At 62.9% G+C, this 21,243-nt stretch carries 22 protein-coding genes; 12 read left to right on the top strand and 10 right to left on the bottom strand.

Features of this window, described 5'->3' with window-relative positions:
• Positions 1-57: 57 nt before the first annotated feature.
• The 3 genes from DOM32_RS06725 to flgB are packed head-to-tail and all read right to left on the bottom strand — an operon-like array spanning position 58 to position 1,623.
• Positions 58-759 carry a flagellar hook assembly protein FlgD gene (locus DOM32_RS06725; RefSeq protein WP_110632569.1) on the bottom strand — a complete coding sequence of 234 codons (702 nt, stop codon included), beginning with the start codon at positions 757-759 and terminating at the stop codon, positions 58-60.
• A 29-nt stretch (positions 760-788) separates the two neighbouring features.
• Positions 789-1,199, bottom strand: coding sequence for a flagellar basal body rod protein FlgC (gene flgC, locus DOM32_RS06720; RefSeq protein WP_071231264.1), 411 nt, complete (start codon positions 1,197-1,199; stop codon positions 789-791).
• Between the two features lie 4 nt (positions 1,200-1,203).
• Positions 1,204-1,623 (bottom strand): flagellar basal body rod protein FlgB, encoded by a 420-nt coding sequence (gene flgB, locus DOM32_RS06715; protein ID WP_110632567.1) that lies wholly within the window; start codon positions 1,621-1,623, stop codon positions 1,204-1,206.
• A 304-nt stretch (positions 1,624-1,927) separates the two neighbouring features.
• Here flgB and flgA point away from each other — a divergent pair, with 304 nt between their 5' ends.
• From flgA to DOM32_RS06700, 3 genes are all read left to right on the top strand, one after another.
• Positions 1,928-2,662, top strand: coding sequence for a flagellar basal body P-ring formation chaperone FlgA (gene flgA, locus DOM32_RS06710; RefSeq protein ID WP_157957029.1), 735 nt, complete (start codon positions 1,928-1,930; stop codon positions 2,660-2,662).
• Between the two features lie 115 nt (positions 2,663-2,777).
• The gene (flgM, locus tag DOM32_RS06705) at positions 2,778-3,053 is read left to right on the top strand and encodes a flagellar biosynthesis anti-sigma factor FlgM (protein ID WP_208625335.1); all 276 of its coding nucleotides are present in this window, start codon (positions 2,778-2,780) and stop codon (positions 3,051-3,053) included.
• A gap of 34 nt (positions 3,054-3,087) precedes the next feature.
• Positions 3,088-3,540, top strand: coding sequence for a flagella synthesis protein FlgN (locus tag DOM32_RS06700; RefSeq protein ID WP_110632558.1), 453 nt, complete (start codon positions 3,088-3,090; stop codon positions 3,538-3,540).
• A 123-nt stretch (positions 3,541-3,663) separates the two neighbouring features.
• On the opposite strand, the gene DOM32_RS06695 is transcribed toward DOM32_RS06700, so the two are convergent.
• Positions 3,664-4,044, bottom strand: a complete 381-nt coding sequence (locus tag DOM32_RS06695; protein ID WP_110632555.1) for a histone-like nucleoid-structuring protein, MvaT/MvaU family — start codon at positions 4,042-4,044, stop codon at positions 3,664-3,666.
• Between the two features lie 559 nt (positions 4,045-4,603).
• Between DOM32_RS06695 and DOM32_RS06690 the strand changes: the two genes are divergently transcribed.
• From DOM32_RS06690 to DOM32_RS06675, 4 genes are all read left to right on the top strand, one after another.
• Entirely contained in the window at positions 4,604-5,503 is a 900-nt protein-coding gene (locus tag DOM32_RS06690) for a sensor domain-containing diguanylate cyclase (RefSeq protein WP_157957028.1), read from the top strand.
• 213 nt (positions 5,504-5,716) lie between these two features.
• Positions 5,717-6,349 carry a hypothetical protein gene (locus DOM32_RS06685; protein WP_071232979.1) on the top strand — a complete coding sequence of 211 codons (633 nt, stop codon included), beginning with the start codon at positions 5,717-5,719 and terminating at the stop codon, positions 6,347-6,349.
• Positions 6,346-7,092, top strand: a complete 747-nt coding sequence (locus DOM32_RS06680) for a DUF3307 domain-containing protein (protein ID WP_071232980.1) — start codon at positions 6,346-6,348, stop codon at positions 7,090-7,092. Before DOM32_RS06685 ends, DOM32_RS06680 begins: the two co-directional genes overlap by 4 nt.
• Positions 7,089-8,051, top strand: coding sequence for an N-acetylmuramoyl-L-alanine amidase (locus tag DOM32_RS06675; RefSeq protein ID WP_244179833.1), 963 nt, complete (start codon positions 7,089-7,091; stop codon positions 8,049-8,051). Before DOM32_RS06680 ends, DOM32_RS06675 begins: the two co-directional genes overlap by 4 nt.
• Here DOM32_RS06675 and DOM32_RS06670 read toward each other — a convergent pair.
• Positions 8,033-8,551, bottom strand: coding sequence for a helix-turn-helix domain-containing protein (locus DOM32_RS06670; RefSeq protein WP_244179832.1), 519 nt, complete (start codon positions 8,549-8,551; stop codon positions 8,033-8,035). The genes DOM32_RS06675 and DOM32_RS06670 overlap by 19 nt on opposite strands.
• A 218-nt stretch (positions 8,552-8,769) precedes the next feature.
• On the opposite strand from DOM32_RS06670, the gene DOM32_RS06665 reads away from it, so the two are divergent.
• Complete coding sequence (locus DOM32_RS06665) at positions 8,770-9,960, top strand: benzoate/H(+) symporter BenE family transporter (protein WP_110632546.1); 1,191 nt, start codon at positions 8,770-8,772, stop codon at positions 9,958-9,960.
• A 69-nt stretch (positions 9,961-10,029) separates the two neighbouring features.
• On the opposite strand, the gene DOM32_RS06660 is transcribed toward DOM32_RS06665, so the two are convergent.
• Together DOM32_RS06660 and DOM32_RS06655 are read right to left on the bottom strand one after the other, a co-directional pair.
• The gene (locus DOM32_RS06660) at positions 10,030-10,452 is read right to left on the bottom strand and encodes a hypothetical protein (protein ID WP_071232984.1); all 423 of its coding nucleotides are present in this window, start codon (positions 10,450-10,452) and stop codon (positions 10,030-10,032) included.
• Positions 10,453-10,586: 134 nt separating this feature from the next.
• Complete coding sequence (locus tag DOM32_RS06655) at positions 10,587-11,192, bottom strand: Yip1 family protein (RefSeq protein ID WP_208625334.1); 606 nt, start codon at positions 11,190-11,192, stop codon at positions 10,587-10,589.
• Positions 11,193-11,516: 324 nt separating this feature from the next.
• Between DOM32_RS06655 and DOM32_RS06650 the strand changes: the two genes are divergently transcribed.
• Together DOM32_RS06650 and DOM32_RS06645 are read left to right on the top strand one after the other, a co-directional pair.
• A complete protein-coding gene (locus tag DOM32_RS06650) occupies positions 11,517-13,226 on the top strand; it encodes a proline--tRNA ligase (RefSeq protein WP_110632542.1) in 1,710 nt (569 codons plus the stop codon).
• 11 nt (positions 13,227-13,237) lie between these two features.
• The gene (locus tag DOM32_RS06645) at positions 13,238-13,870 is read left to right on the top strand and encodes a lytic transglycosylase domain-containing protein (protein WP_420855065.1); all 633 of its coding nucleotides are present in this window, start codon (positions 13,238-13,240) and stop codon (positions 13,868-13,870) included.
• Positions 13,871-14,203: 333 nt separating this feature from the next.
• Here DOM32_RS06645 and DOM32_RS06640 read toward each other — a convergent pair whose 3' ends face one another.
• Together DOM32_RS06640 and rfaH are read right to left on the bottom strand one after the other, a co-directional pair.
• Positions 14,204-14,719, bottom strand: coding sequence for an FKBP-type peptidyl-prolyl cis-trans isomerase (locus tag DOM32_RS06640; protein WP_110632539.1), 516 nt, complete (start codon positions 14,717-14,719; stop codon positions 14,204-14,206).
• Positions 14,720-14,809: 90 nt separating this feature from the next.
• Positions 14,810-15,343, bottom strand: coding sequence for a transcription/translation regulatory transformer protein RfaH (rfaH, locus tag DOM32_RS06635; protein ID WP_110632536.1), 534 nt, complete (start codon positions 15,341-15,343; stop codon positions 14,810-14,812).
• Between the two features lie 406 nt (positions 15,344-15,749).
• Here rfaH and DOM32_RS06630 point away from each other — a divergent pair, with 406 nt between their 5' ends.
• Positions 15,750-17,204: an AmpG family muropeptide MFS transporter gene (locus tag DOM32_RS06630; protein WP_110632533.1), complete on the top strand. Its 1,455-nt coding sequence runs from the start codon at positions 15,750-15,752 to the stop codon at positions 17,202-17,204.
• 47 nt (positions 17,205-17,251) lie between these two features.
• On the opposite strand, the gene DOM32_RS06625 is transcribed toward DOM32_RS06630, so the two are convergent.
• Positions 17,252-19,072, bottom strand: a complete 1,821-nt coding sequence (locus DOM32_RS06625; RefSeq protein WP_110632530.1) for an SEC-C domain-containing protein — start codon at positions 19,070-19,072, stop codon at positions 17,252-17,254.
• Positions 19,073-19,296: 224 nt separating this feature from the next.
• Between DOM32_RS06625 and DOM32_RS06620 the strand changes: the two genes are divergently transcribed.
• A complete protein-coding gene (locus tag DOM32_RS06620) occupies positions 19,297-21,210 on the top strand; it encodes a hypothetical protein (protein ID WP_110632527.1) in 1,914 nt (637 codons plus the stop codon).
• Positions 21,211-21,243 lie beyond the last annotated feature (33 nt).

Here is a 21,243-nt window from a genome sequence, read left to right as displayed (position 1 = left end):
CCCCTACGTTTATCGGTTGCGTACGCTCAAGCGGTTTCGTGTCGTCAATGCTTTTGCTCAGAGAATCTGACGCACTTCCGAGAGCGCCACGGGATCCCGAGCAGGTCCCAAGTCCAGTTGCGGTCCACTGGCATCCTGGATCACGCCATTGACCAGGGCGTAATTCAGCGCTGCCGGTGCGTATGTCTCGTCTCCCACCGTCGCCGTCAGGGAGGCGGTATAGATACTGTCGGTGGAGGCCTTGGAACCATCGGCCAACTGACCATCCCAGCTGAAGCTGTGCACGCCGGCCTCGAGCGGACCGGTAGAGAAGCTGTCGATGATCTCGCCGCTGGGACCGCGAATATCGATCTGCAGATCCTCGACGGCGCTGTCCAGATTCACGCCGATCGGCGTCGCGACAACACCTCCCGTGTCATCGGTCGCCCCCACCAGAACCTCGTTGCCCGGCACCATCACGCCCTGCCCGATCAACGCCGTCGCCTGCAGGGCCTGCCCCGCATCGATCTGGTCGTTGATTCTGGTAAGGCTGTCATTGAGCTTTTCGATACCACTGACGGTACTGATCTGCGCCAGTTGCGCGGTCATGTCCGAGTTTTCCATCGGACTGGTCGGGTCCTGATTCTTCAGTTGGGTAACCAGCAGCGTCATGAAGCGATCATTGAGCTCGCTGCCGGATTCCATTCCCGTAGTGGCACTGCTGGCGGCCGTGTCATTGATATTGGCTAGCGTACTGCTACCGATCACCGGACTGGACATGACATCTCCTTGATGTGGCCCGACACCGATCAGCCTTCGCCGATGGTGAGAGTTTTGGTCATCAGCGTCTTGGCGGTATTCATGACCTCGACGTTGGCTTGGTAAGAGCGGGAGGCTGCGATCATGTCGACCATCTCGTTGACCGGGTCGACATTGGGCATCTGCACGTAGCCCTGCTCGTCGGCCAGCGGATGCCCCGGGCGGTACTCCATGCGCATCGGTGTGACGTCGTCCTCGACCACGCCGGTGACGCGAACGCCGCCCGTGCCGCCGCCCTGCTGGCTCAACGCCTGGAACATGACCTGCCTGGCGTGGTAGGGCTCTCCGTCCGGCCCGGCGACGCTATCGGCATTGGCGAGGTTGCTCGCGGTGACGTTCATGCGCTGCGAATTGGCCGACAGCGCCGAACCGGAAATATCGAATACACTGAACATAGACATCGTGTTACTCCGGCTGCATGGCTTTCTTCAGCCCCTGGATCTTGCGACTGACGAAAGTGACGTCCGCCTGATAGCGGAGCGAGTTGTCGGCAAAGGCCGAGCGCTCCCGATCCATATCGACCGTATTGCCATCGAGGCTCGGCTGATCGGGAATGCGGTAGAGCAGGTCCTGAACACCCGACCCGCCTGACGCCTGCCCCGGAATGTGTCGAGCGGATGTCCGAGCCAGCGACAGCCCGCCGGAGCCCTCGCTGCGCCCCTGCTCCATGACCCGATCCAACTCTGCGCGGAAATCGAAATCCCGCGCCTTGAAGTTGGGCGTATCGGCATTGGCGATATTGTTGGCCAGCACCTGCTGACGTTCTGCGCGCAGGTTGATGGCCTCCTGCTGGAAGCGCAGCGCGTTATCCAACTTGTCGAACATGCCGTGCACCTCGGATGGCGTTCGCTGGAAAATTGACAGGATGGAGAATAGCGGCGGGCGGCGCGATTCAAACCCGTAAACAGACCGTCAATTGCGCGCCATTTTCATCAATGCTCGATGGCGAGCACGCCTACAATCGTTTTCCAATGTGGGGGATTGCGTCCACCGGCTTGCCATGTCGGGACGCCCCGGCCCGGATCCATGATCTGGTTCGGATTTCCAGAACCGCCCCGCCGAGACCCGCGAACAGCCCGAGCTCCGTGACATGCGTGCCGACCCGACTGAAGCGTTTCCGCGAAACCGGTTGAAACATCGACCGTCCCGCCAGCTCGTGTTCCGAGCCGGCGCCGTCACGCTGATGGCGCTGCTTTTCGCGCTATCGTTGCTGCCGCTTCCCTCGATCGCCCGCGCGGCATCGGCGGATGAACCCTCCGACGCCGTCGTCGCCAGCGTGCGTCAGTTCCTGAAGGAGCGCACTGCCTCTCTCGGCGACCAGGTGACGATCGATATTCGGGAAAGCGACGTCGATCTCGGCGACTGCGCGACACCGCAACCCTTCCTGCCTCGCCCCGGAGTGCCTCAGGGCCGGGTTACGGTAGGTGTTCATTGCGACAGCGACGGCAGCCGGACGCGCTATCTGCAGGCCACGGTTTCGGCGATAGTTCGCCACCTGGTCGCACTCCAGCCGATTGATCCCGGTCAACGGATCGATGCGACGATGCTGGATTGGCAGGAGGCGGATATTTCCCGCCTGCGCCGCGGCTACCTCGATGATCTCGACCAGGCGGTCGGCAGGGTTGCCACGCGACGCATCCCGACCGGAGCGACGCTGACCGACACCATGATCAGAAAGCCGTGGATGGTGAAACGCGGTGATACGGTCGTATTGACCGCCGTGGGCCAGGGGTTTCGCATCAGTCGCAGCGTCGAGGCGCTGGATAACGGTGAATTAGGCAGCACCATTCGCCTCAAGACGGAGGATGATCAGATTCTACAGGGAAGAGTGACGGGACAGGATCGGCTGCGCGTCGACCTGTGAGCCGTCCAGATAATTTTTTTAACAAATCTCTGTTCGAATTTCGTTCAGCTTCCGCTGGCCTTGCCGATAACGTAAGCAAGTACGTGATTGTGCATCCAGCCATGAGGTAATGACCTTGAAAATCGATCAAACGCAACCGCTGACTCGCCCGACCCAGAACGAGGCCGCCGAGCAGCGCAAAAGCGCGGAGTCGCTGGGAGCCGCCAAGACGACGGCCGGTTCCAGGACGACGCTGAGCCAGATCCCGCGGGGCGACGAGAGCGGAGACATCGACACTGCCCGTGTCAACGATATCCGCCAGGCGATCTCCGAAGGCCGGCTCGAACTCGATACCAGCAAGATTGCCGACGGCCTGATCCAGAGCGTTCGTCATATGCTGGGTGAGCAATAATCCCTGACTTCAGGCCCAGTGCCAGGAATTCTGCATGACGCCAGCTGAATTGATTGCCGAACAACATGCCTTGTTGGAAAGGCTCGTGGAAACACTCGATGCGGAGGCCGGCTGTCTCGGCGCCGGCAGGGCCGACGGGGAACGTCTCGGTGAGCTGGCAGCGCTGAAGCAACAGCAGTTGAATGACCTCGATCAAATCGAGAGTCTCCGGCGAGAGCATCAGCAATCGCAAGGATTCGGCATGGGGAGCCGCGGTGCGGAGCAGTTTGCCCAGTCACTGGACAGGCAGGAAACCTGGCAGCGGATTCGAGAACTGGCAGAGCGGGTCCGTCGGACCAATCGCCTCAATGGCCACATCATCTCCACACGGCTGGAGCACAATCAACAGGCCATCGATTTTCTGAATCGTGCCATCGGGGGCAGCGTCTACGGCCCCAAGGGCGAGTCGCGCCACAACGGCTTCGGCGGCATCAGCTCCAAGGCTTGAGGTTCGCTTGAGGTTCGAGAGCCGCTAAATACGAAACCCTCCGCCGTTGTATCTCGGCGGAGGGTTTTGTTTTGACCAAGCGCATGAAAAAGCGCCCAAGCGCATGAAAAAAGGAAAAGGCGCTTAGTCTTCCGTCCTGACGACCCAGGACTCGACGGTATCGCTGCCGTGTTCGTCTTTCCAAGCCTTCAAGGTCTTGTGATTGCCGCCACGTGTCTCGACGACTTCCCCGGTGTTGGGGTTCTTGTAAATCTTGAGCTTGCGCTTGCGGCGGCTACCGGCCGATCCGGTCTGCACAGCAGCGGGCTGAGCGTTGTCAGCTTTCGGGTTCAACAATTCAATGACGTCACGCGTCGTCTTGCCATACTCCGCCATCAGAGCTTCGAGTTTCTCCTTGAACTCGAGCTCGGACTTCAGACGTTGATCACCCTCCATTCGCTTCAGCTCTTCTTCAAGCTGCTTCAGGAGCTGTTCTTTCTTGACGTAATCGCTAAGTAGAGACATTCGTTGGTCCGTTGCGGGTAGGTTTAAGCGTGTGCATTATTGCGGATATTTAAAAACTTTCAAGCCTTAGCGAGAGGTTTTTTAAAGCGCAAGGATTACCAGTATTTATTTAACTCCCGGCTCGTTAATGACTTAGCGTAATATCGACCTTCCGGCCTCGCAAAGTTGGCGCTTCTTTTATCGGTTGCCGATCCCGCTATATACGTCATCCCAATCCCGCTTTGCAAGGGGTAAACGCCCCAGATAAAAATCACCGCTATCGTGGAATCCGAACGGCGTTATCAGGACGCACGGAATCTAAAAATTACCAATCAGCAAATGATTGTAGATAAGAGCGCTCTAAATCAATGATATCTAATTGGTTATACGTATCGAGAGTGAGCTACAATTTCCCGCCCTGCCGTCGCTATTGAACGGAAGACTCGCTTCACTTCAGGCTTCATACGAATGGATTCGATTTTCGGCTGTCTGACGACGCCAGGCGTTTTCGATGACCAGGACATCGGTTCAGGACATGACAAAAAAGAAAAGTCGCTTATCGACCCGTACGATAGTGGAATTGGCTGGCATCTGGCTGGGTTCCTCTCTGTTGATGCTGGGCGCGGCTTGGCTGGTTGGCGCCGGCGGGCCATTCTTGATTGCCGTGCTGGTCTGCCTCTTCAGTGGGCTGTCGGGCCTGGTTGCCAGTTTCTGGCTATTCAATCTTCGACTGCTGGCCCCGGTCAGGCGGCTGGCAGATCACGTGCGCTTTGTGCATGAATTCCGCGACACGCCGCGCGACACGCCGCAGCAGATGCCCTTCGATCTTTCCCGCCGCTCCGACGCCGTGGGCTTGCTGACGCGGAACCTGCAGAAGCTGATCGAAGAGTCGAGAAGTGACCACGCCGCTCTGCTGGAACAGACGCTGAACGATCCACTGACCGGACTCGGCAACCGGCGCATGCTGGAAAGCCAGCTCGACGTGCTCATCCCTCTCAGCCGTCGCCTGAGCTGCACGGTGTCGGCGATGATGATCGATGTCGATCACTTCAAGGCATTCAACGACCACTACGGCCACCCGGCCGGCGATGTATGCCTCGTGGATATCGCTGGCGTGCTGAAAGACACCTTCCGTCGAGAAACCGATGTGGTGGTACGCCTGGGTGGCGAAGAGCTCCTGGTACTGCTGATCAATGCCGACAAGGACGAAGCCTGGGCACTGGCCGATGCCATGCGCGCCATGATTCAGGCGCTGGGCATTCCTCACGAATATTCCTCGGTGGCTTCCGTGGTCACCGTCAGCGTCGGGGTGGCCACCAGCCCTCATGGCTTGCTGGTCGATATCGACGACATGATCGCCCATGCCGATGAGGCGCTTTATGACTGCAAGGCCCGGGGCAGAAACCAGGTGGCATCCAGGCTGATGGGGGCCGACACTACGCTCGAGGGATCTCAGCCGTCCATCGAATCCACGGCATGACCCGTTCGAGACAACAATCTTTGAAACAACAATCTTTGAGACAATAATCTTTACAGCAGAATACTGGATATAAATACAGTCTTTCTTTACCTTATCCTCATCGACGTTACCGATACCGCCATTGCGGTTATAGTGATTTTTGCGCATAAGCGCAAAAATAGCTTTTTTTGGCTATAGTTATGGCCGTATGAATGGCTATCGATGAGGAGCCTCATGTCAGTGATTGGCGTGCTCAGCGGGGATATCGTCGCGTCGCGCGATATCAGCGACAAGCGCAAGCTTCGGCGGGCAATAGATACCGGTATCGAACGCCTCGGACAGTCACTGGGCGCCGTGGGTACCCGGTTTCGGGGGGATGCGTTCCAGGTGGCGATTCCCGAGTCGCGGGATTCGCTCGCCGCCGCCGTGATCATGCGCGCCAGCCTGATCGAGCACTCCCCTTCCAGACAGCAGATGTGGGACGCAAGAATCGCGGTCGGTATCGGCGAGGGCACGGTGCCCACGCTCGAGAATTTCATCGATGCCGATGGCGAAGCGTTCATCCGTTCCGGGCAGGGGCTGGATGCGTTGAGCCAGGGCGATCGACGCCTGGGGCTGTTTCTGGCGACCCCGCAACCCGAACTGGACCTGCTGATCCGGTTTGCCGACGACATCGTCAGCCACTGGAGCCATAACGCCGCGGAAGTGATTCGCTTCAATCTGACGACCGACCATTCGCAAAGCGAACTTGCCCGGCGTCTGGGTCGTTCTCAACCGACGATCAACCGGCGCCTGAGTGCCGCACGCTGGCCGCTGATCCGTGACTTTCTGGCGTTCAGCCGGCAGCGCCTGGAGACACTGACATGAACGAGACGAGTCTGTCGCTGCTGTTGGCGTTGCTGCTGTCGCACACCATTGCCGACTTTCTGTTGCAGAGCGATACCTGGGCGGCTCGGAAGCAGCAGCACCATTTCCGCACGCTATCGCTTTACTGGCACGTCGGCATTCACATGTCGCTGAGCCTCGCCGTGTTGCTCGCTTTCGGTACCGGCGTGCACGCCGCACTGATCGCCACCTCGGGAATCGGCGCATCCCACTGGCTGATCGATACGTTGAAGAGCTACGCCCCGGCGCACCGGGTTCGCTTTTTCCTTCTCGACCAGTTTCTGCATCTGCTGATACTGGGACTCGTCTGGTGGTGGGTCGTGGACGGCGACATGGCCGTGCCGATGGTCCAGCTGGCGCTATTGTGGCAACCCCGGACGCTGCTCGTCGCGCTGGCTTATCTGGTGGTCCTGCGCCCTGCGTCGATACTGATCGCGCTGATCATGCGGCGCTGGAGCGAAGGCGTCGACACACGCGGCACGCTGGCCGATGCAGGCGCCCGGATCGGCATGCTCGAACGCTTTCTCATTCTGACCTTCGTTCTCAGCCATCAGATGGCCGCTATCGGCTTTCTGCTGACCGCCAAGTCAGTGCTTCGCTTCGGCGATCTCTACGAAGACCGCGATCGAAAGCTGACCGAGTACGTACTGCTCGGCACCATGCTGAGTTTCTCGATCACGCTTACCCTGGGTCTGTTGACCCGTTATCTGCTGGGTGTGCTATGAAGCCTCGACGACAGGTTCATCCGCGCAGAGCCGGGAGCCTGCTGGCCGGCTGGATGCTGCTGACGATACTGGCCGGCTGTGCCGGCTCACCGACGATGGAGACCCGAAACGGTTATATCGCCGACCGCGCGCACCGCTCCGATGCCTACAACCAGCGCATTCGCTATCTGATTCTGCATTACACCGACTCAGAGGCGTCCCGGGCGATGCGCACCCTGCTCGGGCCCGATGTCAGCTCACACTATCTGGTGCCCCGCTCCCCCTCCCTGTCGGATGATCTGCCGCAGATCTGGCAACTGGTCGACGAGAAAGACCGCGCCTGGCATGCCGGCGTCAGCGCCTGGGAAGACCGCACCCAGCTCAACGACACCTCCATCGGCGTGGAGATCGTCAACCGTGGCCCGCAGGAGACGCTCGAAGGTCAGCGATGGGAGCCTTATCCCGAGGACCAGATCCGTGCGGTCATCGCCTTGGCGAAGGATGTGATTCGCCGCTATCGGCTGCCGCCGACTGCCATCCTGGGACACTCGGACATCGCGCCGTCGCGCAAGATCGACCCTGGCCCGCGCTTTCCCTGGAAACGCCTGCATGATGCCGGCGTCGGCGCCTGGCCGAGAGACGAGGATATCGCCAGCTTTCGTCATCGATTCGCCCAGTGCTCGCCCTCGATCACGCAATATCAACGATCGCTGAGCGCGTACGGTTATTCGCTGGCGGCGACGGGGGTGATCGACGGCGAGACACGGGACGTGACGCGCGCCTTCCAGATGCACTTTCGCCCGGCCAGCTATTCAGGCCAGCCGGATCACGAGACGGCAGCGATTCTCTGGGCACTGCTCGCCCGTTATCGACCGCAAGCGCTGCTGGATACCACGCTGGCCGAACCCGCAGGCTGCAGGAAGCCGGAAGAAGACGACCCATTCACGCCCGAAACGGCGCCTCAGCCGCTGAAGGGATAGTGAATCAGATCGTGGATTTTTGCCGGCTCCGGGTTGCGATTGCGGTACGCATGGGGCTGATCCGCGGGAAATCGGACCGCGTCGCCGGCGGATAATGCCTGCCAGCCGCCGTCGACGAAGAGCTCCATTCGCCCTTCCAGCACGACCAGATGCTCCACCACGCCAGCGGCGTGGGGCGCGGACTCGCTCAAGGTATCCTGGAGCAGCTCGATCGCGAACATCTCGAACCCCAGAACCGGATCGAACGCAAACAGTGGAGTCACGATCATCCCCGAGGCATCGTGATGGCGAGGCATCGCCTCCATCCGCTGCAGCGCGAGGCCCTCGGGCACCAGGAATTGCGACAGCGGCACCTGCAGGCCACTGGCGATCTTCCAGAGTGTGGAGATGGTCGGCGTCGACTCTCCCCGCTCGATCTGCCCCAGCATCGCCTTGCTCACTCCGCAGATATCGGCCGTCCGGGATAGGCTCCAGCCACGCTCGGCGCGTCGTTTTTTCATGTGTCGGCCGATCGCCGAGACATTCGCGTCCATCTCTCCTCCGCCCGCTTCCTGTCATCGCCTGGTGCTTGCGCCCTGCCTGATGTCGCCAGTACGAAACTCGTATGCACTCACGTCTATAGGTTTTATTTGTGCTCATGTGCGTTATAGCGCACGTTGCCGAGATCGCGCAATGTACGTTATAACGCACATTCCTTCCGATTTTCAGGAATGTGTTCATGGCACGTTTACCGGCCGACCGTCGGCACGGCACGACGATAACGGCTTCCCACGTCACGGCGGGATTCGTCGCAGTCCTCGTCGGCTATACGAGTTCGGCAGCGATCATTTTCCAGGCGGCTGCGGCAGCTGGCGCGTCACCGATCCAGATCGGCGGATGGCTGAGTGCGCTGGGACTGGCCATGGGCGTCACCTCGATCGGCTTGTCGCTACGCTACCGGCAACCGATCCTGACGGCCTGGTCGACGCCGGGGGCCGCGCTCCTGGCCGTCAGCCTGCCCGACCTGCCATTGAGCGAGGCGATCGGCATCTTCGTTTTCTGCGCCGTGCTGATCCTGATCTGCGGCATTACCGGCTGGTTCGCCAGGTTGATGCAGATCATTCCGCAATCCATCGCCGCGGCCATGCTGGCGGGGGTGCTTCTGCGCTTCGGCCTGGATGCCTTCGGCTCGCTGAACGGCGACTTTGTGCTGGTGTCGTCGATGTTCCTGATCTATCTCGCCGCCAAGCGCTGGCTACCGCGCTACGCCATCGTGCTGGTGCTGCTGGCAGGGCTTGGCGTTGCGGGGCTGCTGGGCGAAATCGATACACGGCAGGCACAACTGATCGTCAGCGTACCCCATTGGATCTGGCCAACCTTCTCGCTGTCGAGCCTGATCGGCGTAGGCATCCCGCTGTTCGTGGTGACGATGGCCTCGCAGAACGCGCCGGGCGTGGCGACTCTGCGTGCCGCGGGTTACGACGCGCCGATTTCTCCGTTGATGATCTGGACGGGGCTGGCCACCCTGGTCCTGGCGCCTTTCGGTGCCTTCAGCGTCTGCCTGGCCGCGATTACCGCGGCGATCTGCATGGGGCCGGATGTCGACCCCGATGCCGACCGACGCTATCCGGCGGCGATCTGTGCAGGAGGCTTCTATTTACTGGCGGGTCTTTTCGGCGGCTCGATCGGCACGCTGTTCGATGCCCTGCCCCAGGCGCTGGTGCTGGCAATCGCCGGGCTGGCGCTGCTCTCGACCATCGGTGGCAGCCTTCATCGCGCCCTGCTGGAGCCTCATCACCGCGAGCCGGCACTGATCACTTTCCTGGTTACCGGTTCCGGCGTGACGCTGTTCGGGGTCGGCGCTGCCTTCTGGGGCCTGGTAGCCGGCATGCTGGCGCTGCTCGTGGCGCCGAAATCGCGACCGGCCTGATTCGGAAGCCGTTCAGGCAAGCGGGAGCGATTCAGATAGACGGGTGCGATTCAGATAGGCGAGAGCGATTCAGATAGGCGGCGGCACTGCCGGACCGAATTCGATTCTCGACACCGCCTGATCCAGCGTCGCGACCCGCTCGACGATGGGCGCTTGCGCCTCTGCAGCGAGATCGTGACCGGTACGTGTCTCGATCATCGAGGCCAGCGAGTCGGCGCTCAAATTGCCCTCGTAATGGACGCGATCGATCGACGCCTCATGGGAGCCCGGGAGATAGATGGTGTTGTTGGAAAAATCCACGGCATAGGCGATCACGCCCGGCACGATGAACAACAAAAGGCCCAGCCCGTCGGCAATCGCCACGCCGGGATCGATACGCCCCTGCAGTTGCCCCTTGCGCTCGGGATAGAAGAGCGTGCCGCAGCCGGTCAGCGGCAGAATCAGGCCGATAACGACAGCGCCAGCGATCAGGCGTCGAAACGGAGGTTGCATTGCGAAATCCCAGTGACGGAGAGGTAACGCGGAGTAACCTAATCCATCGACCCGGGTCGAGTCCAGATGCTGTCGGCCCCAAAACGGCGCCCGCCATAGGGGCGGGCGCCGAGCGTCGAAAGAATCGTCGGAAGTCAGACCAGCGAGGCGCCGTAACCCCACAGCAGCACGGTGATCGCCAGCAACGCCTCGAGCACGAGAATGCCGATCGCCAGCGCCGCACTCGAGGCACGTACGCCCTCGTGCTGATCGATACCCAGAAAGGATGGCAGGCCTGCATAGACGAGGTAGACCGTATAGCAGAGCCCCGCGATGCCGGCCAGCAAGCACAGCCATATCAGCGGGTAGAGCGCGACCACGCCGCTCAGGAACATCGGCGTCGCCATGTAGCCGGCGAACACCACGCAATGGCTGAGATCCGGTCGCTCCGGATAGCGACGCGCCAGCCAGTGAATCACGTTGCCCATCAGCCAGACGGCGCCCAGGATCAGGGCATAGAAGATGATCGCCAGCAGCACCGCAGTCGCAGGCGAGACAGTCACGGTCTTCGCCAGTCCCTCCTTGGTCGTGCCGAAGTGCCAACCGACCACCGTAGTGCCGATGAAGGCGCAGACCACCGGAATGGCTGCCATCACCAAGACATGGGAACCGTAAAAGTGCGATACGGTTTCGTTTTCGCCGCGGATCTGCTGCCACTCGCGATTGGGATGCGTAAGCAGTCCCCAGACGTGATGAATCATGACACACCTCCCTCCGGCGCGGGCCGCCAACGACGGATTTCCGATGGTGTCCTGTTCCGCTCGCCTTCCCGGCGATGCCGGATGCGACCCTGACTCTCACTATAGGAAAGATCGGCAAAGTGGGTAGAGCAATCGCGACGCCCGGCGCGAACTGCCATCCTCGGCCCTTGCACCACCTCGTTTGCGGGAGGTTTTTGCCGCTCGCCCTTCCCCGTCCGCTGCTCGCATCTCTATACTGACGACCCTACGAATGACTGCAGATCACGCCATATCGAGGATATGCCGCGTTCCGCTTACGCTGATGAATACAGGAAAGAACACTCAATGCGTGCCAGCCAATTACAGATCTCGACCCTCAAGGAAACACCGGCGGACGCGGAGATCGTCAGTCACCAGCTGATGCTGCGTGCCGGCATGATCCGCCGTCTGACATCGGGGCTCTACACCTGGCTGCCGGTGGGCGTGAAAACGCTGCGCAAGGTCGAGCGTATCGTCCGCGAGGAGATGGATCGCGCCGGCGCGCAGGAAGTCCTGATGCCGGCAGTACAGCCCGCCGAGCTATGGCAGGAATCCGGCCGCTGGGACGAGTACGGTCCGGAATTGCTGCGGCTCAAGGATCGTCATCAGCGCGACTACTGCGTCGGCCCTACCCATGAAGAGGTCATCACCGACCTGGTACGGCGCGAGATCAGCAGCTACAAGCAACTGCCGACCAACTTCTATCAGATCCAGACCAAGTTCCGCGACGAGATCCGCCCCCGCTTCGGCGTGATGCGCTCGCGCGAGTTCATCATGAAGGACGCCTACTCGTTCGACAGCGACGAAGCCGGCCTCAAGGCGTCCTATCAGCGCATGTACGACGCCTACGTGCGGATCTTCACCCGGCTGGGTCTCGATTTCCGCCCGGTACTCGCCGACAACGGCTCCATCGGCGGCACCGGCTCGCATGAATTCCACGTGCTGGCCGACTCCGGCGAAGATGCCGTGGTCTTCTCCACCGGCTCCGACTACGCCGCCAACATCGAAAAGGCCGAGGCGCTACCGCCCAGGGGCGCCGAGCGTGCCGCGCCGCAGGAACCCATGCGCCAGGTGCCCACGCCGGGCGTGCGCACCATCGCTGCGCTGGTCGAAGGCTTCGACCAGCCGATCGAGAAGACCGTCAAGACGCTGATCGTGCATGCCGCCGACGGCGGGCTGATCGCGCTGATGGTACGCGGCGATCATCAGCTCAACGAGATCAAGGCCGAAAACCTCGATGCCGTCGCAGCGCCGTTGACCATGGCCAGCGAAGAGGAAATTCGTGCCGCCATCGGCGCCGGCCCCGGCTCGCTGGGTCCGGTGAATCTGCCGCTGCCATTGATCATCGATCGCAGCGTCGCGCTGATGAGCGACTTCGGCGCCGGCGCCAACGTCGACGATCATCATCTGTTCGGCATCAACTGGGAGCGCGACCTGCCGCTGCCGCAGGTCGCCGATCTGCGCAACGTGGTCGAGGGCGACCCGTCGCCGGACGGCCAGGGCCAGCTTTCGATCACCCGAGGCATCGAAGTCGGCCACGTCTTCCAGCTCGGACAGAAGTACTCCAAAGCGATGAACGCCACGGTACTCGACGACAACGGCCAGCCGACGACGGTCTGGATGGGTTGTTACGGTATCGGCATCACCCGCGTGGTGGCTGCGGCCATCGAGCAGAACCACGATACCGGCGGTATCATCTGGCCCGATGCCATTGCCCCGTTCCAGTTGGCGATCGTACCGATGAACGCCCACAAGTCGGACCGGGTTCGCGAGACCGCCGACAGGCTCTACCAGGAGCTGACGGATGCCGGCATCGACGTGCTGCTGGACGACCGCGACCTGCGCCCCGGCGTCAAGTTCGCCGATCAGGAGTTGATGGGCATTCCCCATCGACTGGTGATCGGCGACCGCGGTCTCGACAAGGGCGAGCTCGAGTACAAGGGCCGCCGTGACAGCGAGGTCACCATGGTGGCGCTGGACGAACTTCGCGCATTCCTGGACGCCCGGTTCGCCTGATCGGAGGGATCGTGCCGGCGCGACTCACCGCGACACTGGCGACGGCGAGCTGGCTCGTCGTCGCCAGCCTGTTCACGGCTGGCGTGACGCTGGCCCAGACGAACGCGCCGTCCGTCGGCAGCCCGAGCGAGCCGCCATCCCCCGCGCTGCTGGAGTCGCTGTCGCGGGTCATGGCGGCACCGGATGGCTTCGAGGATGCCTTCGACGCCCAGGTGTGGCTGCTGGACATGCAATCCCGCCTGGCCCGACGCCAGCCCGAAGCCTATCCGTCACGCCATGATCGCCTGGCGCTGCTGGAGCGCATTCATGCCGAAGCGCGGCGTGCCCAGCTACCGCCCGAGCTGGTGCTGGCACTGATCGATGTGGAGAGCCGCTTTCGACCGAACGCGGTCTCGTCGGCGGGTGCGCTGGGGCTGATGCAGGTCATGCCGTTCTGGAAAGCCGAGATCGGCCGTCCGCAGGACGATCTGCACGATATCGATACCAATCTGCGCTACGGCTGTACCATCCTCGCTCACTATCTGGCACGCGAGCGTGGCGACTGGACCCAGGCCCTGGCTCGCTACAACGGCAGCCTGGGCCGCACGGTCTATCCGGAGCAAGTCATGCAGGCCTGGTTCACGCGCTGGTGGGTGGATCGCTGAGAACCCGTTCACAATCTGCTGCGCGTCGGCCAAACATTGTTGAGTCGGAGCCCTGCGGAGACAACAGCCGGAGGCTGGCCCGCAGAGTGAGCAAAGCGAATCAAAGGACTTCGGGATACTCATTTACCCCTATGTAAACTCGTGCGCGAGCCCGGTCCTTTCCTCAGTCGTTTTCGCCTAGTTTGATCCTAGCTCGCGAGATTGTGAACAGGCTCTGAGAAGCGCCGCCCCGCTATCGGCGGCCAGTCTTTTCAGGAAGAACTGGTCCGCTCAGAAAGAGCAAGCCCCTCAGAAAATGCAAGTCCCCCAGAAAGAGCAAGTCCCTCCGGAAAACTACCGTTTGCGATCTTCGACTTCGGTGTGCGAGGTTCCCGGCGGTAGCGGATGCCCCTTGGCCAGCTCGGCCCGCGTCGCCTCGCGTACCTCGAGAATCTCGATCTCGTAGGTCAGCGTCTCGCCGGCCAGCGGGTGGTTGGCGTCAACGGTGACCTGCGCCTCGTCGACCTCGACCACCGTCACCGTCCGTGGGCCGTCCGGCCCCTGCGCCTGAAAGCGCTGGCCGGCCTGCAATAGCTGATCTTCCGGAAAAGCCGATCGCGGGCTGGCGCTGACCAGCGCTTCGTCGCGCTCACCGTAGGTATCGGCAGGCGCCAGGGTGACGCGCAGCCGCTCGCCCGCCCGGCGCGCGGCCAGTGCCGTTTCCAGCGCCGGAAACAGATTGTCGTGCCCGTGGAGGTACTCCAGCGGCTGCTGGCGTGCCCGGGAATCGTCGAGAGTGCGGCCTCGCTCGTCCGCGAGAACATAATGCAGGGACGCAACGAGAGACGGTGCGATGGCGAACTGGCTCATGATGACTCCAGGGTGACGGTAGAAATTCGTGGCGAATGAGGGATGATGGCGGCTTGGAGCGGTTTGCCGGAAGTTCGAGGAATCTAACGGCTAGGAGTGCTTGCGCAGGGCATCGACAGGCACTTCGAGGCGCTGGGCCTGCTGCAGCAGGTTGAGCAGCACAATGGCGCGCTCTTCGCCCTTCTGCGCCTCGAACACGGCCTGCAGGGCACGAAACGGCCCGTCGGTGATCTCGACGATATCGCCCTGGCGATAGTAGACGTTGGCGCGGTCGCGGCTAGCGTCGGCACTGACGCGATCCCGCAGGGTATCGACCAGCGCATCCTGCACGAACACCGGCTCCTGGCCGAAACCGACCAGTCGCAGAACCCCCCGCGTGGAGCGAATCGGCCGCCAGTTGCTGGCAATGCGATCGAGACGGATGAACAGGTAGTGCGGAAACAGCGGCTCGGCGACCCAGGTCAGCTTGCCACGCCGGCGCTTCTGCACCTCGAGCACCGGGTGGAACACTTCGTAGCCCTGGTTGTCGAGATGCTCACTGGCACGAAACGACTCGCCGCCCTTGCACTGGATCACATACCAGCGTGGCAACGACTCGCCATCCTGCGCCGATTCACTGGTCATCGATATACCTTCCCTGATCGCCGCCACTGATCATGACCTCTGATCATGATTACTAATCATGACCTTTAAAAAAGACAATCCCTGTCATCGCCCGTTTCGACGAGGCAGAATCACGCGTTATTGCGAGATCGCCAGCGTGGCATTCGGGCCAGACGCGACAGGCCATCTAGCGTACCATTTTCGATCCGACACGTCCGCCCGCGGCGTGCCGATCCGGTTTATTGGAAACACTGAATAAATCGTCGAGCAGGATGAAGTGGGCGGCATTCCGTCGCAAGGCGCACGGAGCGCAGCAACCGGAGCCTATGGGGTGTAGTGAGGATCCGACCGGGCTGGCGCTCCAGCACCGCGCAACGCAGCGATTCGCCTGCGCAGACATTTAGGCAGCGTTTCCTTTGGAGGTTGCATGCAACGCAAGCCACGTGACTGGCTGACATCCTTGCGCGTCTACCTGCGGGCGCCGGTGGTGACCTTGCTGTTCCTGGGGTTTTCCGCCGGGCTACCCTATCTGCTGGTGTTCTCGACACTCACCGCCTGGCTCGAGGATAGCGGCGTCGAAGTCGCTGCCATCGGCTTCTTCAGCTGGGTAGGGCTGCTCTATTCGATCAAGCTGTTCTGGGCGCCGATCGTCGACCGGGTGAGGCTGCCGCTGATCGGGCGCTGGCTGGGCCAGCGTCGCAGCTGGATGCTGCTGGGGCAGACGCTGATCGCCGCCGGCCTGCTGGGGCTGTCCGGGCTCGATCCCGCCGGACACCTGCCGCTGGTGGCGGCCTTCGCCCTGCTCACCGCCTTCGGCGCGGCGACCCAGGACATCGTCATCGACGCCTACCGTATCGAATCCGGCGAAGCGGCAATCCAGGCCGCCATGGCCTCGACCTACATCATCGGCTATCGCATCGGTATCGTCATGGCGGGGGCCGGTGCGCTCTACATCGCCGACGCCGCGTCCTGGGCAGTAGCCTATCTGAGCATGGCCGCGCTGGTCGGCATCGGCATGGTCACCGTGCTGGTACGCCCGGAACCGCCGCGTCCGCAGAGCCTCACCGTAGTGCTGTTCCATCCTCGGGTGAAGCGCTTTCTCCGCCGTAGCGCGAACCGCCCCGGCTGGCAGCGACAGACCGGTGTCTGGCTGATCGCGGCTATCGTCTGCCCGATCGGAGACTTCTTCCAGCGCTATGGCCGCCTGGCGCTGTGGCTGCTGGTCTTCATCGGCATCTACCGCATCAGCGACATCTCGATGGCGGCGATGGCCAATCCGCTCTACCTGAGTCTGGGCTTCACCAAGAGCGACATCGCCAGCGTCACCAAGGTCTTCGGCGTGCTGATGACCATCGGCGGCGGCGTTCTTGGCGGGCTGCTGGTGGTCCGTTATGGTCTGGGCCGGATGCTGATCGTCGGCGCGCTGGCCGTGGCACTGACCAACCTGCTGTTCGTGCTGCTCGCCACCGGCGGCGACAGCCTGCCGCTGCTGATCGTGGCCATCACCGGCGACAACCTGGCCAATGGCCTCGCCAGCACGGTGTTCATCGCTTTCCTGTCGAGCCTGACCTCCCGCACCTATACCGCCACCCAGTACGCACTGTTTTCCTCGCTGATGACGCTGCCCGGCAAGTTCATCGGCGGCTTCTCCGGCGTAGTCGTGGCCGATGTCGGCTATGCCAGCTTCTTCGGGATCGTCTGTCTGCTCGGTCTGCCGGCCGTGGCGCTGGCCTGGTGGCTGAGCCGCCGGCTGCCGACGCTCGATACCAATAGTGAAGGCGACGAAGCGGCCGATGAGGCGGGGGCGGCCTCGAAAACCCAAGCACGGGGCAACGGACAGGAAAGCGGACGGGAAGACGGCGAGCCCGCCAGCACGCGCTGACGGGTACGGACAGGAATGAGAAATGAAGAGGCCGTTGCCAGCGAACCTCAGGAGAGCGCCCGACGCTGCCGGGCGAGCCAGTCCAGGGCGCCCTCCGAAGCGAGCCACTGGTCGCGCATCAGCTGACGATACTGCCACGCCTCCGCGCGCGTGCCCGGCTCCGGCATGTCGTCGCCGAGTCGTGCCGGCCGCGGGCGGTCTTCACAGAGAATCGGCAATATGTAGGGGTTGGCCGAATAGACCTCCCGCAGCACGGCGAGCGCGTCCTCCCGACGCGACAGGCGATAGAGCGCCAGTACCCGGCCCATCTGCACGCCCAGCATCTCGGTTCCTTCCGGCCCCTGTTCGCTGACCGCCAGCGCCTGTTCGTCGTTGCCCTCACGCAGCAACTGGTCGATCACCAGCTCGCGCAGGCCCAGGCTGTCCTCCTCGTCCAGCGCCAGCAGCCGCTGCGCCAGCTTCCGCGCCTCCTGCCCCGCGCCACGCTCCATGCCGATGACCAGCGCCAGGCCGGTTCGCAGCAGCGTCGCGTTGTCTGCATCGTGCCAGGAAAAGCTGCCACCGGCGTCCTCGAGCTGGTTGAGCCAGAAGCCGTAGCGCTCCGCCAGCGGCGTGAAGAAGGTATCGACCATCCAGGGCAGGCTGCCGAAGCGACTCGCCAGCGCCAGGGTCAGCGCCTGCATCACGCGCGGCGCGTCCAGCCATTCCGGGTTGGCGCACAGTGCCTGCAGCCACTGCGGCGCCGTTACCCACGGGTCGCCCAGAAACCCGAGCGCGGCATCTTCGTCGATCTCGACCTCGCAGGCATCGGCCCAGCCACTATAGAGCGATGCCTCGCGAGAGCTGGGTTCATACAGCAGCGCGCCTTCCTCGGAGTGGGCCAGTTCGAGACGGGGCGGACGCTGCTGGGTATGCAGCAGCGCCTGCAGCGCCGTCAACGGGCCGGCCAACGCCTCCTCCGAGTGGATGACCTGCTCCGCCAGCGCCGCCTGAGGGTCGTCGGCCAGCTCGGCGATGAATTCGAGCTGATCCGGGTCCAGATGATGCTGGCGCGATAGCCGTCGCCACCAGAAGGCCGCACGCTGACGCGCCTTGCCGACATTGCCCTCGTGGAGCAGCACCATCGCCTCGATATACGCCAGCGACGGCGAATCCGGCAGGGTTCGCTGGGCGCTCTGGAAGGCGTCCCGCGCGCTGGCCAGATCGCCGCTGTCCAGATGCATCAGGCACAACCGCTCGAGGGCGGCACCCCGCAGGAACCCCGGCCCCTCGGCCATCACTCTCTCGACCAATGCCGCCCGCTTGCGATGAAAACCGCGCTCCTGATAGAGATCGACCAGGATTTCGAAGGCCGGCTCGATCTGCTCTTCCAGCGCCGCCCAGTCGCGATCGCCGGCAAACAGCGACTCCAGAATCTGCTGGGCGCGGCCGTTGTTGCCGCTCTCCGCCGAGACGATGCCGGCTTCCAGCAGCGCCTGCGGTGGCGCCTTGCGGCTGTCCAGCGCGGTCTTCAGCGTCTCGCCACGCCATTCGCGCAGCGACAGCATCCACATCAGGTGTCCGGGAATGACGCTGGGCATCTCGACCCGCGCACAGCAGTCGCGATAGAGCCGTCCCGAATCGCACCAGCAGGGTTCGTCCCGCTGCGGCTCCGCCAACGGCTCGGTATCGAAGTCGCGCCGAACCAGCGGAGTCTGGTTCCAGATGAGCGGAGCGAGCGCCTGAGCCAGGTCGAGACTGCCGCCGCAATGCTCGACCCCCTCGGCTCGGGCCCATGCCATCATCGTCGGGTAATATTCATTGGCGCGAATCGTCTCGAGGGCGCCGCTGGCAAAACCCAGCAGCTGTTCGACCCAAGCTGTCAGCATGGCATTCCTCCATTTGCTCGCTCCATCCTAGCATGCCGGGCAACAGCGCTGGCGAGTGCCGGCATGGGGTGATAATTTAGCCGCCGCTTGCCCTGTCGGGGTCGGCAGGGCCATCGTCGCCGTCAGCCCGGTTGCCGGTGCCAACCCGGTCGTCGCTGTCAGCCGGTCGCCGTGACGAGCCGACCACCGTACCCATCCATCGTCGTCACCAGAGAGGAGCGCCCGTGCTCTTGCCGATTCCGTTTCGTCGCCCTTCGCAGTCGGCCGCCAGCGATGCACCACAGGTAAGGCTGGAACGGGAAGGCCGTGACGAGATTCGGCGCATCACCGCGGCGGTCGAGAAAGTCCCCTGGACCGTCAGCCTGCTGCAGATCCTGTGGACCGCCGGGCCGGTCACCCTGCTGGGCGCCTGGGGCGGTTACCTGCTGGGATACGGCAAGGCGCCGACGCTCGAGAACTACATCTTCTTCATTTCGTTCACGGTCATCACCGGCGCGGCGGGGATCATCGCCAATCTTCTGCATCACCTGACGGGCGGGAGACGGCTGGAACGAACCTCGAGTCGCATCGAGCGCGTCATCAAGACGCTGCCGGAGCTGCTGCTGGCGACGCGCAATCTCATCGTCGAAAGCCTCGAGGGCGATGCCCGGCGCCGTGAAGCGGCCGCCATGCTGTTGCGCAAGCAGGATCTGTCGCCGGAAGGTGTCGAACTGGCGGCGCTCGAGTTGCTGGACGATCACGAGAGCGCTCGCGTGATTGGCCAGATCGATGTCTACCGCCGGGTGGGCCTGCACGCGCGCGTCAGCGATCTGGTCGAGATCTACCGCGACGACATCGAACCCCGCCTCACCGAACTGTACGAACTCGCGCCGGTGGCGATCACCCTGCTGCGCGAGCGCTTCGAGGGGCACGCCCCGGACCCACGCTACGGCGTGCCGCGGGACGAGCACTTCATCGAACGTGTCATGGCCGCCATCGAGCACGACAACGACCTGCTGATGACGCTGCAGGACGTCGAGGAGATGGTGATCCTGGCGTTCGAGCTGATCAGCGGCCGGGAGATTCCGGTGCTGTCGTTCGAATATCGCGGACGCTGGAAGCTGGCGCGGGCGTTCGACAGCCTCGAGGAAGCCCGTGCTCGTCACCGCATCGCCCAGGCGACCGGGCTATCCCGCCTCAAGGCGCTGAACACCTATCTGATCGAGCATTCGGTGACCCCGCTTGCCGAGAACGTCTCCGGCCAGCGCGCCGATGCCCTGCTGGCCCACAGCGTCGCGGCCATCGACGAATTGAGCGAGCAGATCCAGACGTTGGCCCATGCCATCCACACCGGGCGCAGCGACGATCGCCAGACCCTGCGCCACCAGGCAGAGGTGCTGACCAACGCGATCAAGCTCTACAAGAGCGTCTCCAGCGCCTACAACGAAGTCGGGCGCAGCCACGCCCATCGCCTGCGCATGGCCCAGCGCTGGGAGGCGGTGAGCGCCGATCTCTCGGACGACACCACCCGCCTGCGCCTGGGGCCGGGACGGCGCGGCCTGCGCATTCGCGAGAGCAAGATCGCCCTCAACGACGAGGCCAAGGCAGTGGTGTGCAAGCATCTCGGCCGCCATCTCGAGAAAGCCAATATCGGTACGCTGCGCGAGCGGCTGCGCCAGGCCGAGCGGGACACCCAGCTCAGCGTGGGGGTCGAAAGTGCCAAGCGCGTCGCGGTAGAGATATTCCTGGCGCTGGAGCCCCACGTGCATCTGTCGCGCCCGGCCGTCCAGCGCGCCATCAACAGCACCAACGCCGCGGATTTCGGCCAGCTCGAGCCCAACCTGTCGATCGCGGCGAAAGCCGCGATGGGATCCGCCATGGTCCGCGAGATCGAGACCGACCTGTCGCGCACGGCGGAGTCGCTGGCCCTGGCCCTGGTCAAGCACTACCGCGTCGCGCTGGAACCGGAAGCGATGGCGTTTTTGCAGCGTCAGTACGGCGCGCGGGAAGCCACGCTGCAGATGCTGACCAACGTCAACCTCGACCGTGGCGAAACCCCCAACGTCAGTTACCTCAGCATGGCGCCGCCCGCCGTGGGTACGCCGCATCGCCAGTGGTATCGGGCACTGGTTCGCGCTCGTCGCCATCTCGAAAAATGACTGCCGAACGGATCGACCACCGCCACCTGCCGG

Origin of the sequence: Salinicola salarius (assembly GCF_003206135.1) — a bacterium.
Taxonomy (GTDB): Bacteria; Pseudomonadota; Gammaproteobacteria; order Pseudomonadales; family Halomonadaceae; genus Salinicola; species Salinicola salarius.
This window is presented reverse-complemented; position numbering and strand designations above follow the sequence as displayed.

What these genes read in the sequence shown, in the direction of transcription:
- DOM32_RS06725 (WP_110632569.1), bottom strand. Translation starts at nt 759, where the DNA reads ATGTCCAGTCCGGTGATCGGTAGCAGTACGCTAGCCAATATCAATGAC.
- flgC (WP_071231264.1), bottom strand. Translation starts at nt 1,199, where the DNA reads ATGTCTATGTTCAGTGTATTCGATATTTCCGGTTCGGCGCTGTCGGCC.
- flgB (WP_110632567.1), bottom strand. Translation starts at nt 1,623, where the DNA reads ATGTTCGACAAGTTGGATAACGCGCTGCGCTTCCAGCAGGAGGCCATC.
- DOM32_RS06700 (WP_110632558.1), top strand. Translation starts at nt 3,088, where the DNA reads ATGACGCCAGCTGAATTGATTGCCGAACAACATGCCTTGTTGGAAAGG.
- DOM32_RS06695 (WP_110632555.1), bottom strand. Translation starts at nt 4,044, where the DNA reads ATGTCTCTACTTAGCGATTACGTCAAGAAAGAACAGCTCCTGAAGCAG.
- DOM32_RS06685 (WP_071232979.1), top strand. Translation starts at nt 5,717, where the DNA reads ATGTCAGTGATTGGCGTGCTCAGCGGGGATATCGTCGCGTCGCGCGAT.
- DOM32_RS06680 (WP_071232980.1), top strand. Translation starts at nt 6,346, where the DNA reads ATGAACGAGACGAGTCTGTCGCTGCTGTTGGCGTTGCTGCTGTCGCAC.
- DOM32_RS06675 (WP_244179833.1), top strand. Translation starts at nt 7,089, where the DNA reads ATGAAGCCTCGACGACAGGTTCATCCGCGCAGAGCCGGGAGCCTGCTG.
- DOM32_RS06670 (WP_244179832.1), bottom strand. Translation starts at nt 8,551, where the DNA reads ATGAAAAAACGACGCGCCGAGCGTGGCTGGAGCCTATCCCGGACGGCC.
- DOM32_RS06665 (WP_110632546.1), top strand. Translation starts at nt 8,770, where the DNA reads ATGGCACGTTTACCGGCCGACCGTCGGCACGGCACGACGATAACGGCT.
- DOM32_RS06660 (WP_071232984.1), bottom strand. Translation starts at nt 10,452, where the DNA reads ATGCAACCTCCGTTTCGACGCCTGATCGCTGGCGCTGTCGTTATCGGC.
- DOM32_RS06655 (WP_208625334.1), bottom strand. Translation starts at nt 11,192, where the DNA reads ATGATTCATCACGTCTGGGGACTGCTTACGCATCCCAATCGCGAGTGG.
- DOM32_RS06650 (WP_110632542.1), top strand. Translation starts at nt 11,517, where the DNA reads ATGCGTGCCAGCCAATTACAGATCTCGACCCTCAAGGAAACACCGGCG.
- DOM32_RS06640 (WP_110632539.1), bottom strand. Translation starts at nt 14,719, where the DNA reads ATGAGCCAGTTCGCCATCGCACCGTCTCTCGTTGCGTCCCTGCATTAT.
- rfaH (WP_110632536.1), bottom strand. Translation starts at nt 15,343, where the DNA reads ATGACCAGTGAATCGGCGCAGGATGGCGAGTCGTTGCCACGCTGGTAT.
- DOM32_RS06630 (WP_110632533.1), top strand. Translation starts at nt 15,750, where the DNA reads ATGCAACGCAAGCCACGTGACTGGCTGACATCCTTGCGCGTCTACCTG.
- DOM32_RS06625 (WP_110632530.1), bottom strand. Translation starts at nt 19,072, where the DNA reads ATGCTGACAGCTTGGGTCGAACAGCTGCTGGGTTTTGCCAGCGGCGCC.